The 15,633-nt window shown below is 40.4% G+C and carries 14 protein-coding genes; all 14 read right to left on the reverse strand.

Annotated elements, in window-relative coordinates; translation table 11 throughout:
• Positions 1–19: 19 nt before the first annotated feature.
• The 14 genes from A4S05_RS14800 to A4S05_RS14860 all read right to left on the reverse strand — a co-directional run bounded on the left by A4S05_RS14800 (position 20) and on the right by A4S05_RS14860 (position 15,408).
• Positions 20–919 carry a PLL family lectin gene (locus A4S05_RS14800; RefSeq protein ID WP_069070587.1) on the reverse strand — a complete coding sequence of 300 codons (900 nt, stop codon included), beginning with the start codon at positions 917–919 and terminating at the stop codon, positions 20–22.
• A 104-nt stretch (positions 920–1,023) separates the two neighbouring features.
• The gene (locus A4S05_RS14805) at positions 1,024–1,989 is read right to left on the reverse strand and encodes a PLL family lectin (RefSeq protein ID WP_069070588.1); all 966 of its coding nucleotides are present in this window, start codon (positions 1,987–1,989) and stop codon (positions 1,024–1,026) included.
• A 132-nt stretch (positions 1,990–2,121) separates the two neighbouring features.
• Complete coding sequence (locus tag A4S05_RS14810; RefSeq protein ID WP_069070589.1) at positions 2,122–3,210, reverse strand: SGNH/GDSL hydrolase family protein; 1,089 nt, start codon at positions 3,208–3,210, stop codon at positions 2,122–2,124.
• A gap of 117 nt (positions 3,211–3,327) precedes the next feature.
• Positions 3,328–4,644: an SGNH/GDSL hydrolase family protein gene (locus A4S05_RS14815; protein ID WP_069070590.1), complete on the reverse strand. Its 1,317-nt coding sequence runs from the start codon at positions 4,642–4,644 to the stop codon at positions 3,328–3,330.
• A gap of 10 nt (positions 4,645–4,654) precedes the next feature.
• On the reverse strand, positions 4,655–4,819 hold the full coding sequence (locus tag A4S05_RS41625; RefSeq protein WP_176727014.1) for a DUF5989 family protein: 165 nt from the start codon (positions 4,817–4,819) through the stop codon (positions 4,655–4,657).
• Positions 4,819–5,226 carry an SxtJ family membrane protein gene (locus A4S05_RS14820; protein ID WP_069070591.1) on the reverse strand — a complete coding sequence of 136 codons (408 nt, stop codon included), beginning with the start codon at positions 5,224–5,226 and terminating at the stop codon, positions 4,819–4,821. Before A4S05_RS14820 ends, A4S05_RS41625 begins: the two co-directional genes overlap by 1 nt.
• A 5-nt stretch (positions 5,227–5,231) precedes the next feature.
• The gene (locus A4S05_RS14825) at positions 5,232–7,070 is read right to left on the reverse strand and encodes a carbamoyltransferase family protein (RefSeq protein ID WP_069070592.1); all 1,839 of its coding nucleotides are present in this window, start codon (positions 7,068–7,070) and stop codon (positions 5,232–5,234) included.
• A 47-nt stretch (positions 7,071–7,117) separates the two neighbouring features.
• The gene (locus A4S05_RS14830; RefSeq protein ID WP_084227116.1) at positions 7,118–7,840 is read right to left on the reverse strand and encodes a class I SAM-dependent methyltransferase; all 723 of its coding nucleotides are present in this window, start codon (positions 7,838–7,840) and stop codon (positions 7,118–7,120) included.
• A 27-nt stretch (positions 7,841–7,867) separates the two neighbouring features.
• Positions 7,868–9,385, reverse strand: coding sequence for an MBOAT family O-acyltransferase (locus A4S05_RS14835; RefSeq protein WP_069070593.1), 1,518 nt, complete (start codon positions 9,383–9,385; stop codon positions 7,868–7,870).
• A 51-nt stretch (positions 9,386–9,436) separates the two neighbouring features.
• Complete coding sequence (locus A4S05_RS14840) at positions 9,437–10,594, reverse strand: hypothetical protein (RefSeq protein ID WP_141699722.1); 1,158 nt, start codon at positions 10,592–10,594, stop codon at positions 9,437–9,439.
• 65 nt (positions 10,595–10,659) lie between these two features.
• Positions 10,660–11,652: an isopenicillin N synthase family dioxygenase gene (locus A4S05_RS14845; protein WP_084227117.1), complete on the reverse strand. Its 993-nt coding sequence runs from the start codon at positions 11,650–11,652 to the stop codon at positions 10,660–10,662.
• Positions 11,653–11,689: 37 nt separating this feature from the next.
• On the reverse strand, positions 11,690–12,652 hold the full coding sequence (locus A4S05_RS14850; RefSeq protein WP_069070596.1) for an isopenicillin N synthase family dioxygenase: 963 nt from the start codon (positions 12,650–12,652) through the stop codon (positions 11,690–11,692).
• A gap of 150 nt (positions 12,653–12,802) precedes the next feature.
• A complete protein-coding gene (locus tag A4S05_RS14855; RefSeq protein WP_141699723.1) occupies positions 12,803–14,599 on the reverse strand; it encodes an ABC transporter substrate-binding protein in 1,797 nt (598 codons plus the stop codon).
• A 32-nt stretch (positions 14,600–14,631) separates the two neighbouring features.
• On the reverse strand, positions 14,632–15,408 hold the full coding sequence (locus A4S05_RS14860; RefSeq protein WP_069070598.1) for an SDR family NAD(P)-dependent oxidoreductase: 777 nt from the start codon (positions 15,406–15,408) through the stop codon (positions 14,632–14,634).
• Between the last annotated feature and the right edge of the window lie 225 nt (positions 15,409–15,633).

Here is a 15,633-nt window from a genome sequence, read left to right on the forward strand (position 1 = left end):
GTGCGTGGAGTGCATGAGTTTAGTAAGATTTGTGGTAGACGGCGCGATCGCTACCCGCAACAAAGGTGTCAATACAGTTAGGACTCCGAGAAACCGCAGCCGGTGCAGAAGTACAATATCCACCGAGATTATCCCAATCACTCCAGGCTGAACCATCCCAACTTTTGCGGTACATCGCGCCATCACAGCCAACAGTAAAGATATCTAGTTGATTTTCAGTAGTAGAAGTGGCGGTAACACCGTACTGACAATACCCTCCAAGGTTTTCCCAAGCACTCCAAGTTGAGCCATTCCAACCCTTGCGGTAGATCGCGCCATCCCCACCTAACACAAAGGTATCAATGCGGTTTTTCCCCCAAGAAACCGCAGCTGGTGCAGAAAGACAGTATCCACCGAGATTATCCCCATCACTCCAGGTTGAACCATTCCAACGCTTGTGGTACATCCCGCCATCAATGCCAACAGTAAAAATATCTAGCCGATTTTCACCACTAGAAGCGGCGGCGACACCATAGTGGGAGTAGCCGCCAAGGTTTTCCCAACGACTCCATTTTGAACCATCCCACCATGTCCGGTAAGTGGCGCGATCGCTACCCAAAACGAAAGTGTCAATGCGGTTCGTCCCCCAAGAAACTGCCGCTGGCGAGGAAATACAATAACCACCGAGTCTTTCCCAATCGCTCCAAGTTGAGCCATCCCACCACTTATGCCACAGAGGGCCAATACTCGCGGTGAGTAAGATATCTAGGCGTTTTTCTGACCAAGAAGCGGCTGTTACACCATACTGGCAGTATCCGTCTAAATTTTCCCAATCGCTGGAAAATGTTGGCATATCTTCTTTTGAGGCGGGACTCATCGCCGGAAATGGCATACCCCGATCCTGAGAAATTGCTGCTGTAGTTGGATAGCTGGTTGTCATTTGACTCTTTTTGCAATTAAAGGATTAAATAAATAGCGTTACTAATTCTTCTCAACTCTTACTCTCTGCGCCTCTGCGTCTCTGCGTGAGACAAATTCATATTCTTAATCAGCTATGCCATACCACTTGTGGTAAACGGCGCGATCGCTACCCAAAACAAAGGTGTCAACGCGGTTTGGGGCTGAAGCAACCGCAGCAGGTGCAGCAATCGAGTAGCCACCGAGATTATTCCAACCAACCCAGTTTGAACCATCCCAATATTTCTGGTACACAGCACCATTACGAGCAATGATGTAGATATCTAGGCGATTTTCAATTCCAGAAGCAGCCGCAACACCGTATTGGGAGTAGCCACCGAGTTTTTCCCAACCAACCCAGCTTGAGCCATTCCAGTAGTTTTGGTAGACGGCGCGATCGCTACCCAAGGCAAAGATGTCAATCCGGTTTAATCCCCAAGAAACCGCAGCTGGTGTTGAAATGCAGTAGCCACCAAGCTTTTCCCAATCACTCCAGATTAAGCCATCCCAAAACTTTTGGTATATGGCTCCATCCCAGTTGACAATAAAAAGATCCAGCCGATGTTCTCCCCAAGCAGCAGCCGCGACACCAAACTGAGAATATCCCCCAAGATTTAACCAATCACTCCAGGTTGAGCCATTCCAGTACTTGTAGTAGACGGAGCGATCGCCCCCAATCACAAAAGTATCAATCCGGTTCTCTCGTCTAGAAACCGCCACTGGTGCAGAAATACAGAAGCCCCCCAACCTTTCCCAATCACTCCAGACTGAGCGATCGCACTTTTTGTAGTACATAGCGCTATCCTTACCAATGGTAAAGATATCTAACTGATTTTCTGGCCTCGAACTAGCAGCAACACCGTACTGGGAGTAACCCCCAAGATTTTCCCCATCCATCGCAAAGGTTGGCATATCTCCTAACGAAGCAGCACCCATCATCGGGTATGGGGTTGGTGGAGGATAGGGCATACGTCGAGACGCATCTTGAGGTTCCATTTCGCCAGTTGGCATTTCGTTAGATATTTCCTCTACAGTTGTTTGGCTTATTGTCATTTGCTCTTTGATTTTTTCAAAACAATTAATTACGAATTACGAATTACGAATTATCTACAGTTGTTTGCTCTTTGATTTTTTCAAAACAATTAATTACGAATTACGTTAGCGACGCAGGAGCGTCATTACGAATTACGAATTATCTAGAGTATCTAAAATCACCTTAGCGGCTAGTTTATGTCCCGCAGAATTCCAATGACCATCGATATCAAAGTAAAGCTTTTCTTGCTCACTATTTTTCCTAAAATCATCAGTTAGATTGACACAAGTTACATCTTGTGATTTTGCGATCTCACATAAACGCTGATACCCAATCTCTTCATTTTTGAGCAAAGCTACATTCTCAGGAAACAACTCGACGTAATCGTTGATATATGCTGATTCTTTTGAAGGTACAACAAAAACAAACAGCTTAACTTGATTTTCTTTGGTCAAATTAATGATTCGTGATAATGCCGCTTCTACTTTTACAGCAGCACCAGATGTCAAATAATCGCTATCTACACCAACACCTGATTCAGGTTGTGCCAGCGATAAATTAAATAGAGTTAAACCATTTTTTGCTTCTTTAGAAATAGGATTTGTGATTGATGCTTGTAAGCTTTTTTTATTATTCTTCAAAACGAACTGGTACAAAAATGTTTTTTCATACCAAGGCGAAAAACTTTTCTCTTTAAGCGTATTGTATATCTTTTGACCAATATCAGATGAATAATTGGTCAAATCATTAGCAACTATAGATAAGATTACCGTATTAGGTTTATATTTAGCGATCCATTCATTAGACAATGTTTCATATTGTGCAAAAGAATAACCCGGAACACCTAAGTTAATTACTGGTTGCTTCAATTCTGATTCAACAATTCTGGGAAATGTTTTTTCCTCACTGACCCATTGACCCCATGTAAATGAATCTCCAATAAAATACAAGTTAGATTGTGTGTAATCTTTACCCAGATTGCGAAATCCATAACCATCTGTATTAGCGACCTCTGCAACTTTTGCTTCCTTCCAAACAGTCTTAAAGTCTCTGAGATTAGATTTGGGCTTGTAGCCTAACTGAGCATCCGGTTGAATAAATTGATAAAAAATTTGTGCCTTAGACTTTTGCGGAGCAGCAACTCCCGTACTAATGGCAAAAGTTTCAACAATCAATAGCCCAACTATAACTCCAGCCAGCATGAGCAATAAATTTTGTAGCCAAGGCTTTATTTTTTGCATGAATTCTGATCCAAAAAAGAAAAGGATACAAACCATCCGTTATTTGTTAATCTCAGGAAACCCTCCTTTGTCTTCTTGACCTATACGCGCTCTTAATTACGAATTACGAATTACGAATTACGAATTTTTTATCAATCCTTGTTGACAGAGCGTTTTAGAAACAATTTTCCCTGCCAACTCATGTCCTAAAGCATTCCAATGTCCGTCACAGGCAAAAGCATTTTTAAAGCCGTGTAAGCAAACGTTATTTTCTTCGGCATAAGATTGAAAAGATTGTCCCAGATTGATCGTGCTAAAACCTTCCCGTTCTCCTAATGCTGTTATCCGTTTTTCTGGGTAAAACCAATCTGTCTGCCCTGATATTTCCTGCTCGTGGCGCACGTTAGGATCGGGATTAACTTGCAAAGCAGTTGTCACTGTCACCACAGCAAAATTCACTTTCTTGGCAATTGCCTCATTATGTATTAAGCGAATTAGTCCTTCTGTTAATTGCCATGCTTCTTGCCATTCAGGATCAGCTGCGGTGTTGTAAACAAGCCATTCTGATCGCTTCCAGACATTTTGCCATTCTGGGTCAGTTAACGGAGACAATTTTGCAGGCTTGCTTACAAGCTGGGGATCTTGTTTACTCTGCTGGGTAGATTCAAGTAATTGTCTTTCGTTCTCTTGATGAGGAAGTGCAAAAGCGTATTTCACTTGTTTGAGAACCTGTAAAATTCGCAAGTTATCTTGAAGTTTGAGATAAGTCTGATGCCACCATGACTGCTGTGGGCGATAGATATCCATATTCACAAACGAGTTATTAATCACCCAATCACCATCTTTATTGACAAAATAGGGTTTCATAAGAGCGCTATCATCCATAGCAGTCATCCTCACCATTTTTTGGGTGAGAGTGCGGGAGTTGTTGATGACATCGTTGCCAGTATAGAAGTTCAGGAGTACGAGATCGGGTGAATAATTCCAGACCTTTTCCCGCAAGGTGAGCAATTCTTGATCGGTTCCATAACCATTTACTCCGAAGTTCATAACTTCTACATCACCACCTGCGAAGGTAGGACAATTTTTCAGTTCCCGTTCGATGACTGCTGCAATTCCTTGTGCTTGTGGCACTTGTACGGCTTCTGTAAAAGAATCTCCCAGCAAGGCAATGCGAAAGGTGTTCTCTGGCTTCACCTGGGGATGTTCTTGGTCGTGAAAGCCGTCGCTGTTGTGTTGAACATAAGCTTCTCCTTCATCCCGAACCCAACCAGCCGTATAAGGTCGTCCTGCCCAACCTCTATGTTGCTCAACGGTATAAAATGTCTTGTATTCAACTCCAGCAATGCGTAAGCCAATTTCAACGACAGCTAGCCCCAAGACAAGTCCGCCAAGTAATAAAGCGAGGGTAAGAATTATCTTTACCCAAGGCTTAAATTTTGATGATGTTGTCACGTTAAATTCCTTAAAATAACGTGTAAATAAAGGGTGCTAACACAGATGTTTGTGCGAACACAATCAGAAGTCCTAAAAGCAATAGTGTGCCGATAAGTGGAAGCAAAAAGAATTTTTGGCGCTCTTTGAGAAAGCCCCATAAATCTTTGAGGAAGTCTTGTGTTGTTTCAAACATTAGAAAGGGTTCTCCATTCTTTCTCTAGGTTTTACTTGACTGATAATCCGATAGGTTTCTAAATCAGCATCTAACTTTCTTTTCATGGTGTCTTGATGAAATACACCCCGCATTACTAAACCCATTGGCATTAATAAAGCATAGAAAACAATGCCTAAAATAATGCGAGTATTAATCCAGCCTAAAACTAGGCCAATCCTCATCCAAATTTGGTAGACACCATTGAGGGTAGAGGGGGCAACGATCGCCCAAACCCAAAGAATGCTAGCAATTACCCAAGGTAAAATGGGTAAAGATTCATGGTGGATCAGGGGTAGTAGACTACCGAATAAGCCAGCCGCGATCGCACCGCCAAGCAGTCCAAAATCCCGTAGTCCTTTCCGATCAAGTTGTTGTATTTCGTTCATCAGCGTTAATCTAATTCAAATTCTGTTTTCCAAGATTCATCTTTCTGGATCTGGGGTTGATCAGATTTGGCCAGGATAAAGTTCTCCAACACTAAATAATCCATCTCTGTTCTCATAAAACAGCGATAGGCATCTTCTGGGGTACACACAATCGGTTCACCCCGGACATTAAATGATGTGTTTACCAAAACTGCACAGCCCGTTTTTGCCTGAAAATGTCGCAGCAGTTCATAGTACCGAGGATTAGTTTGTTGATGAACGGTTTGAATCCGAGCCGAGTAATCTACGTGGGTGACGGCGGGAATTTGCGATCGCTTCACGTTTAACTTTTCAATGCCAAATAACTCCTCTTGTTCTGTTGTCATGGGAATTCGCAACTCGGCTTTGATGGGTGCAACCAAAAGCATATAAGGGCTGGGACGGTCAATCTCAAAGTAGTTGGAAACCTGTTCTGCTAAGACGGAAGGGGCAAAGGGACGGAAGGATTCGCGGTATTTTATTTTCAGGTTCATCACCGACTGCATCTTAGAACTGCGAGGATCACCGATAATCGAGCGACCACCTAACGCCCGTGGGCCAAACTCCATCCGTCCAGAGAACCAACCTACAACGTTCCCTTGCTCTAGAATTTCGGCAAGATCAGGCATGAGTTTGTCATCTTCTAAATATTGATAGGGCGCATTCACAGACTGGAGATAGTCTTGAATCTCTGTTTTCCCAAAGCAAGGGCCTAGATAGCCGCCGCGCATAGCATCTCCATCGTGAGGAATGCGCGGCTTTTCATGATATTGATGCCAAATAGCTAATGCTGCCCCAACTGCTCCCCCTGCATCCCCGGCGGCGGGTTGAATCCAAATATCTCGAAAATTCGTTTCTCGCAAAATGCGTCCATTGGCGACGCAATTCAAGGCAACTCCACCGGCTAAACAAAGATAGTCTGTGTCCAGTTCTTTCTTAACCGTTCTTGCCAAACGCAAAACGACTTCCTCGGTAACGTATTGGATAGAACAAGCTATATCCATTTCTCGCTGAGTAAGTTTACCCTCGCTTTGGCGTGGCGAACCACCAAACAGTTCATGAAATTTCGGGGTAGTCATGGTCAACCCCGTGGCGTAGTTGAAGTAGTCCATATTCAACCGAAACGTGCCATCTTCCTTGAGATCCAAAAGATGGTTGAGGATATGGTCTACATATTTGGGTTCACCGTAGGGCGCTAAACCCATGAGTTTGTATTCCCCAGAGTTGACCTTGAAACCTGTGTAGTAGGTGAAGGCAGAATAAAGTAGCCCTAAAGAATGGGGAAAATCAATTTCCCATTGGGGAGTGAGTTGATGGTCTTCTCCCAACCAAACCGAGGTGGTTGCCCACTCTCCAACTCCATCAAGGCACAGCACCGCCGCCCGCTCAAAGGGACTGGGGAAAAAGGCAGAAGCAGCGTGCGCTTGGTGATGTTCAGTAAATAAAAGTTGGGGCAATTGCGTTTTTTTGCAATCTCCGAGGGTTGCCAATTCCTTTTTTAACAGGGATTTTAGATAAAGCTTTTCTTTTAACCAAACTGGCATCGCGGCAATAAAAGAACGCAATCCCTTGGGCGCGTAGGCGAGATAGGTTTCTAGTAGCCGCTCAAATTTGACCAATGGCTTATCGTAGAAAACGATTTGGTCTACTTGTGATAATCCAATACCTGCTTGTTTGAGACAATAGGCGATCGCACCTTTGGGAAATCTCGCATCATGTTTTTTACGAGAAAAACGCTCCTCTTGAGCGGCGGCAACAATATCACCATCCACAATTAAGGCGGCGGCACTATCGTGATAATAAGCTGAAATTCCTAAAATACGCATTTTTTATATAAAACTCCTATTTTTATTTATTCTCTATTCCCTACTCCCTACTCCCTATTCCCTAACTCTATATCACTCAATTTCCATAGACCTAAACTTTTTTGTGGGTAATCTTTTCTTTCTGTTGTTTCTTCATCAATAATTTCCAGCATATCGGGAAAATTATAAGGAGGTAATTGTAAATCGATTGCTCGCCAATCACCCGTCACAATATCTTTATTTTCAGGTATACCCGGATAAATTGTAGTTAAAAGATATGTAGAATTGCTTGCTTTAAAATTTTTAATTACAGCAATAGCATCTTTAAATGAGAGATGTACTAGACAATCTCTACAGAAAATTAAATCGACTTGTGGCAGTGGATCTGTTGCTAAATCGAGATTAATAAATTCTCGGACTTCGTTACCATAACTACCTTGATTTGTAGTAATTAAGTCGGCAACAATATCACATCCAATGTATTTTTGTATATTAAGTTTTGCTTCTTTTAGCCAATAAAAATCCCCACAAGGCGCATCAAGCATTGTTTTGATATTCAGCTTATCCAGAAAAATTGGTAGTTTTTTGATGATTACCGATGTTTGTTGAAGAGTAGAACCTCTTCCAGAAATAGATTCCTGACCATCCCAACGATTACGATAATATATATCACTAAAAACTTCTTTTCTGCTTTTACCTCTATAAGATAAAAGCATCAATTCATATTGGAGATTAAACGAGAGATGTTTGAAGAAAGATTTGATGGGATGTAAAATGGCATTCTTGCTCATAGCTTTTAATAAAAAATGCAAAAATAATTAAAACTGAAAGTAGACAAATGGTTGAGGATTGATTGCTGCAAACCGAAGTATTGTTGAAACTAACACACCATAAAAAACTGCAAAACTCCATTTAGGAATTTTCTGCCACCAGTCTGCAAACCAACCTTTATAAGCTGCCCAGTGCATGATAATTAAAGGTATAAAAAGCCAGCCAATTTGAAGGTTTAGGTTTTGAGAACCAGGAGAATTTAGGAATACAAAAGATTTCCCGATTCGCATAGCACTGCTGAGATCGTTACTCCGAAAGAAGATTGCAGACGCACAAAACCAGTAAAACGTGAGGGGGATGCCTAACATATTTCTCAGTGGCAAGAATCGCTTATATGGAGCAATCCAGGATAACCATTCCTTGTGAACAATTAAAGCGATTCCATTCAATCCTCCCCAAGCGACAAAATGCCAAGCTGCACCATGCCAGAGTCCAGAGGTAAGCATCAGAATGAGAATATTTTTATATCCAAATAATTCTGTGCGTTGATCTTTTGGTCGCATTCTCATTAAAGGGATATAAATATAGTCTCGCAGCCAGCTGTAGAGGGTAATGTGCCAACGTTGCCACAACTGAGTAACATTGTTAGACAAGTAGGGAAAATTAAAGTTGAGAGGTAGCTTGTATCCCAGTAAACCTGCACAAGCGATCGCCATATCTGAATAGCCAGAAAAGTCGCAGTATATTTGTATAGCGAAAGAAATTACGGCAATCCAACAACTTAAGACAGTATAAACTTCTGGATTCGTGAAATACTGGTCTACCAAGGGAGAAAGATTATCCGAAATACAAGCTTTTTTAAAATATCCCACCAAAAAAAGCGTTAAACATCCTCGAAAATCAACGTCATTTAAATTTTTCGGGGTTAGTAGTTGAGGCAAAAAAGTAGATGCGCGGACAATGGGGCCTGCAACCAGTTGAGGGAAAAAAGTTACAAATAGAGCAAAATCCCAAAAATTTCTAATAGGTTTGAGTTTACCCAGATAGGCATCAATTGAATAACTCAGAGTTTGAAATGTATAAAAGCTAATACCCGCTGGCAAAATAATTTGAAGGGTATTAATACTAATAGGTAGATCAAGAAAAATTAATAAGTTTGAGGCAGAGTCAACGAAGAAGTTATAGTACTTAAAAAATCCTAATAAACCTAAATTTACAACTAAACTAAGTACCAACCATCCTTGGCGCTGCTGCTGATTTATTGGTTTATTTAGCAGCGCATCCCAAGAAAATATCTTGTCTCCGTTCTGTACTGCTTCGCTAATTTGAATTTCTTGTCCTGCTGTTGAATTATCTACCTGTGGTCTAGATAACATCAAACCAACAAAATAATCAACAACTGTCGAAAGCAAAAGCAGGGAAAGAAAGCGCCAATCCCAAGCACCATAGAAGATATAACTACAGATTAACAACCAAGTTTTACGATGATTATGTTTCTGCAAAGCCCAGTAGACGCAGAAAACAATCATAAAGAAAAAGAGAAAACGAAATTCTGTAAAAACCATATTTATTCTCAGACGGGAATTAACTAGTAACTAGGGAGTGGGAGATATTTTTCATGTTTGATTGGAAAATTTTGCTTTGATTGACTGACTTCCAGATATAAGTGATTGATTAGCTGAATTCAAATATTGAGAAAATTCTGCTGCAAAAATGCGTGTAAATTCTTGAGCGCCTTGGTGATTTAAATGCCTCCCATCAGCTCGGCGATCAACTTCGTATAAAGTAGTGAAAGTATTAGGCCTATTAAAAGCAAACAAATTAGAAATGTAACCATTATTGTAAGCTTTTGTAATAGCAGAATTATCAAAATCAGTATTTAACACTGGAGGAATAAAGAAAATAGGTTCCATTTTATTTTGACTATCAATTCTAGAATCTATATTTTTAATAATTTTGATTGCATAAGAATTAAGTGGATATGTATCTTTTCCTCGAATAAAAACTCCTGATTTTGATTCATTTAGTTGCTCTTGATAACTTTCCAAGCGTTTCGATAGAAAAATTTGTTTCCATTTTTCACTATTTTCCAGCCAATCCATTGCATAATATCCAGCTTCCTGGATCAATTTATCGCCAGATATTCCTTTTGGTAATACTTCGTATACTTCTAATTTTTGCTGCCAAAAATTAGAAAAATAACCAATACCTAACCATCTATAGATAAAACTTACTGAATTTGCATAAAACCCGCTAATTTTCTCTTTAAAAGTAGAAGTTGACTCAGAAATTAATTGAAAATTTTCTATCGTTTTTATCGGAGTATGCCAATAAACATTTTTAGCCGCAGTCGGTGCATCCTCCATAAAAAAGTCAACTAAGCAGTCTAAAAATATCCATTTTAAGTTTGCTGGTTTTAAAGCGAGAATTTTTTGTAAATAGAAATCCATTTCAGCTACATTTGCAGCCATAATTCCAAAGTTAAAAGATTTTGTACTTCTACCATTAGCTGCCATTGTTTCATCAAATACTTTGGGGATAACTCCTTGATATGTGGTACTAGGCCCTAAGAAAATAACATCATAATCATCTTTGTGATCGCTAAAATATTTGAACTTAATACTGATATCATCAAGATTTTGAGGACTAATAGAAGAGGGTAAAATCGTATTGATTAATCCCGCAGTCGAAATCAAAGCAAGCAGAAAAATTATGCTATAAAAAAACATAACTACTGGTCTTGGTACTACTTTTTTCCAGGTATCTACATTCATTGTCAGTTGTATTAAGAATAAATTACTTATTTTTGTCTCACACAAAGGCGCAGAGAGAAAGAAGTCTAATTTTGAGAGGAAATTAAAATTGATGTATTATTGTTATTTCTTTGGGTGTAAAACTCGCTCGTGAGAATGGGTAGATACTTTGCAGTTTCATTTGCACCTAAACAACTCTCAGGACAGGCAATTTCGGCATCATTATTAGGAGAGGCAAAAAAAGCAAAGGAGTATCTTGGTTGAATATTTTCGGATGCAGGTGGTATTACAACTTGGTGTTTTGTGGCATAAACTTTATCGTTAGTCCATCGTTGCAAAATTTCTCCTGCCATGACAACAACTGTATCAGGAATAATAGGAACTGGAACTCGTTCTCCAGTTTTGGTAGAAATTTCTAAACCTTCTACTTCATGCTGAAATACATAGGTGATAGTATTGCCATCTGTATGTTCTCCCAGGCGAATATTTTGGGCTGGCGAAAGTTGAGATGTACCTGGATAGTGATGCAATCCCACAGCATGATTTTGCTCAGAATGCAATTCAGTAAAATAAGATTTTGGCAGTTTTAAAGCAATAGCTAGGGCTTCAAGAACTTTCAGGGTACTTGCATGACAAGCTGCGAAGAATTGCAACATCGCTTCTTGAAATTCCGGTTGATTTTGTAGCCATTGGTTCGCTTGGTGAAAAGGATGATCTACTTTATTCAATTCCTCTGGGTTCATTTCTCTCCCAAAGTAAAATTGTTCGCTGAGTATGCTTGACATCCCCATAGGAATATATCCTCGATGGCATTTTTCTGTTAAAGCTATCTGTTTTTTATCTTCTAACGGCAATGCAAAAAAATGCTTGGCTTGAGCAAATGCTTGAGCAACCAAAGTTGGGGAAATATCGTGATTTTTTAGGTAGAAACATCCTATTTCCTGTAAAGCACTGGCGATTTGATTGGCAATTAATTCTTGAGCAACCGTGTCACCCACTAAAAATAGATGGAAATCAATAACAGGAATAGGTGTGGAAATGATAGATTTTTTTGTCAGTTCGTTAATTGGTGTCATCATAAAAAACTTTGCGTACCTTTGCGTTTACAAGCTCATGCTATTTTTTCTCAGACGTATAACCTCCTGTAGCGATTTGATTGATATATTCATGGGTGCGAATTGGTGGATAGTTGGGAGTTGCGTTTGACTCTAAGCAAGTAATTTCGGCATCGTAATCAGGAGACTCAAAATAGATAATCGAGTACCTGGGATTACTAGGGAATTTGGAAGGTAGAGGAACTCGATGTTTGGTGGCGGGAAACTTATCGTTTGTCCAGCGCTGCATTAAATCTGCAAGGATAACCAGCACTTTTCCAGGGAGGAAGGGGGCTGCAATCCATTCTCCAGCATCGTTGCAAACTTCTAATCCAGCCGTTTCATCCTGAAATATTAAGGTGATACTGCCGTAATCTGTATGTTCAGCAAACCGAGTTTCGCCAGGGGAAAGAGGTTCTTGTAGAGGTGGATAGTGATTTATGGAGGTGTTGAAGTTGCGTTCAATATGGAAATCGGTGAAGTAGGACTCTGGTAGTTTCAATGCGATCGCGATCGCTTGTAAAATTCTAAAAGACGCATCACGACAATTTGTAAAAAATTCCAATAGCACTTGGCGAAACTCTTTTTGGTTTTCAGGCCATTGATTCGGTTCACCAAACTGCTGAGGAGTTACACCCGCTTCTGCTGGCGCAACGTCTAAACCAAAATTGAACGCTTCCAGCAATACCCTCTCTTTACCACGAACAACATAGCCTCGACTCGTCCCAGGAATCAGTTTTGCTTGGTTTTTCTCCTCCTGTGGTAGTGCGAAAAAACTCTGGGCTTGAGCAAAAACTTGCTCAACTAAGGTCTGAGGTACACAATTTTCGAGGTAAAAACATCCAGTTTCTTGAATAGCACACGAGATTTGATTGGCTACTGTTTCTTTAGCCGCAAAATCACCAACCATAAATGGATGGAAATCAATCACAGGAATCGGCGTAGAAACAATTACTTGGGGTTCACGTTCTTTGATTGGGTTCATTGTTTAAAAATTCCTCTTTGTAATTCGTAATTTTGAAAGTTAGATTTAATTTTGTTTTTCTAAGTGCAGCTTTGCGTAAAATCGTAATGTTTTGAAACGCAGAGGGTCGCAAAGTAAACGCAAAGGTTTGAAAAATTTGCTCCACATTTGTTAATTATTGATAGGATTACTTTTCAGTTCATAAACATTCCAAAATGTTCCTTGCAAAGCAGAGTGTTTTACCCCCTGAATGTGATTTCGTACAGATACCATTGATAACGAATTAACTAGATAAATAAACGGCAGATATTCTTGACTCAACTTTTGAGTTTCTGCATAAATCTTTTGTCGCTGTGCTTCATTTGCTGCTGCACCTTGAATGTAGAGATCGGCAATCTTTTGCTCCCAATCTGCTACCTGCTGTCCAGTTATCGGCGTTTGTCCGGCTTGAGGTTGGCGATTAAAAAAATGCCAGTTTCCTTTAGTAGACCAAATATTTATTGCTTCGTTGGGTTCTATCGTCATCGGAAAACCATCAATAATTTGGCAATCCCAATCCAGACGATTTGCTAATTTGTCTACAACTAATCCTACTGCAATTAAATTCAAATCTACCTGAATTCCTATCTGGCTCAAATCGTCTTTAATTAAAGGAGCCATGTTTTGCAACACTTTATTACCGACATTGGCAGTGAGCGTAAACCGGACTCGATTACCATCGACATCGAATAATTCACCTTGATTGTTGTATCGAAAACCTGCCTTGAGAAGTAAGCCTTTTGCCTTCTGAAGATTATAGTTGTAGACTGATAAACCTGCTTGCTGAGAGAGATAGTAAGGACTTTGCACTGCGATGGGTGAATTTTGTAGCGCCCCTACACCCTCAAAGAGATTGTTGATCATACGCGGACGATTAATGCTATAAGCAACTGCTTGGCGGAATTCCACCATATTGAACCAGCCAGATTTAATCGGATCAATTAAAGGTTGACCATTTCTACGTCCTGTGTTCAAATTAAACATCATCGCGGTGGTTCCTATTTGAGAACCGCCATTATAAATTGTGAATTTTCCCTGTTTTTCTTCTCTTTTCAATAATGAAAAATAATTAGGATTCACGTCAATAAAATCAAGACCTCCAGAACGAAATTGAATTAACGCCGTATCATTGTTACTGACTGTACTTTGAACAATCCGATCAATATATGGCTGAGTATGACTTTCAAAATCTTTACGCCAGTAATAGGGATTTTTGCGAAAGGTTATCCGCTCACCTGGAATATAAGATTCTAATTTATAAGCACCGTTGCTAATAATTTGGTTGGGTGGAGTATCTGTACTCCAGATTGAAAGGAATAGCGGTCTACCTGCTGAGTCTTTTGTGGTTATAGACGATCGCAGAATGTGTTCGGGTAAAATTTCTAGTTTTGTTGTGCGAATAAAGGGAGCAAAAGGTTCTGGAAGGGTAAACTCAACGCGCCAATTATCCAGCTTTTTCACTGTAGGAAAACTGCGATTTTTGCCTATTTGCAAAAAATCTTTGGCATAAGAAGGAATGGCGGCATTTGTATAAATATCTTTATAAGTAAACACCACATCATCGGCAGTTAGTGGTTCACCATCTGACCATTTTAATCCTTTTCTTAGTGTAAAAACAACTCGCTTTTTATCTTCAGAAATTTGCCACGATCGCGCTAATGCTGGTTGAATTTTTCCTTGACCATTTTCACGAATTAACCCTTCGTATAGGTAAGTTAAAATCCCTACTCCCTGCTGCATTAGCTGAGGATTAAAGGTGTTGGGTTCGACAGAACTACTAACGATGATTTGAGAGTTTTTTACTGGTTTGGCAAGCAGATGAGTTTGGAAACAACTAACTACAACAATTGCGAATATTCCCAGGATAAATCCTAGCAAAATTAGCAATTGCCGTCGGCGGATAGCAGTAAATTTCATCAATCTTTCCATAGTTGTGTCCCTAGAAACTTCATTTACCTGCCCTACATGGCGCTGTATCCCCCATCCACCATCAAAACTGCACCTGTCACATAAGAAGCGGCTTCAGACGCGAGAAATATCACTGGGCCTACGAGTTCCTCTGGTTTTCCGCGTCGTTTCATGGGAATCACCGCACTTAGATGTTGCTGATCCTCTTGGGGCGATCGCCTAAATGTCTCAGTACCTTCCATAATGTTGTCGATGTAACCAGGAGCAAAAGCATTGACGCGAATCTGATGATCTGCCCATTCCAGTGCTAGCGATCGCACTAGTAAATTTACCCCTCCTTTGGCTGCTGTATAAGCCGCCGAGCCATTGATTCCCACTACACCCCCGATTGAAGAGTTCATGATAATTGAGCCACCTGTCCCTTGTTCAATCATTTGTTTTGCGGCTAGTTGAGCGCAATGGAAGTATCCTTTCAAATTGACGTTGATGATGTTATCCCACTCCAACTCCTCCAAGTCAGCCGCCGATTTGATGATGTCAATGCCGGCATTACACACCATGATGTCAAGCCTGTGATAGTGCGCCACGGTTTGCGAAATCAGGTGTAAACAATCTTGGCGATTTCTGACATCGGTGGGAATTGCGATCGCTTCACCTCCAGCCTCCTGAATTATTTGTGCGGTTTTTTCTGCTTCGGTTGCTTTAATATCAGCAATTACAACTTTTGTGCCTACAGATGCTAATCCTTGAGCGATCGTTCTGCCGATGCCTCGTGCAGATCCGGTGATAATGGCAACTTTATTTGTTAGGTCGAAAAGGGAGGATTCCACAATTTTTTTCTAGTTTGAGTCAGAGTGATTTTAAAATTCAAGATTCATCCGAACCAAGAGCACCAAGTTAAGGACTGCTATATATAGGAATCCGGTTTGATTCCTGAATTTACTTGCGTGGTTAGGGAATAGGGAATAGGGAACAGGGAATAGGGAATAGGGAATAGGGAACAGGGAATAGGGAATAGGGAATAGGAAAGAAAGCATAGATCAGTACTGAGTCTT

It is taken from the genome of Nostoc sp. KVJ20, from assembly GCF_001712795.1.
Classification (GTDB): domain Bacteria; phylum Cyanobacteriota; class Cyanobacteriia; order Cyanobacteriales; family Nostocaceae; genus Nostoc.

Bases quoted from the DNA above. Each gene is read 5' to 3' on its own strand.
- A4S05_RS14850 (WP_069070596.1), bottom strand. From the start codon at position 12,652: ATGAACCCAATCAAAGAACGTGAACCCCAAGTAATTGTTTCTACGCCG.
- A4S05_RS14825 (WP_069070592.1), bottom strand. From the start codon at position 7,070: ATGCGTATTTTAGGAATTTCAGCTTATTATCACGATAGTGCCGCCGCC.
- A4S05_RS14845 (WP_084227117.1), bottom strand. From the start codon at position 11,652: ATGATGACACCAATTAACGAACTGACAAAAAAATCTATCATTTCCACA.
- A4S05_RS14805 (WP_069070588.1), bottom strand. From the start codon at position 1,989: ATGACAATAAGCCAAACAACTGTAGAGGAAATATCTAACGAAATGCCA.
- A4S05_RS14835 (WP_069070593.1), bottom strand. From the start codon at position 9,385: ATGGTTTTTACAGAATTTCGTTTTCTCTTTTTCTTTATGATTGTTTTC.
- A4S05_RS14800 (WP_069070587.1), bottom strand. From the start codon at position 919: ATGACAACCAGCTATCCAACTACAGCAGCAATTTCTCAGGATCGGGGT.
- A4S05_RS14810 (WP_069070589.1), bottom strand. From the start codon at position 3,210: ATGCAAAAAATAAAGCCTTGGCTACAAAATTTATTGCTCATGCTGGCT.
- A4S05_RS14830 (WP_084227116.1), bottom strand. From the start codon at position 7,840: ATGAGCAAGAATGCCATTTTACATCCCATCAAATCTTTCTTCAAACAT.
- A4S05_RS14840 (WP_141699722.1), bottom strand. From the start codon at position 10,594: ATGAATGTAGATACCTGGAAAAAAGTAGTACCAAGACCAGTAGTTATG.
- A4S05_RS14855 (WP_141699723.1), bottom strand. From the start codon at position 14,599: ATGGAAAGATTGATGAAATTTACTGCTATCCGCCGACGGCAATTGCTA.
- A4S05_RS14820 (WP_069070591.1), bottom strand. From the start codon at position 5,226: ATGAACGAAATACAACAACTTGATCGGAAAGGACTACGGGATTTTGGA.
- A4S05_RS41625 (WP_176727014.1), bottom strand. From the start codon at position 4,819: ATGTTTGAAACAACACAAGACTTCCTCAAAGATTTATGGGGCTTTCTC.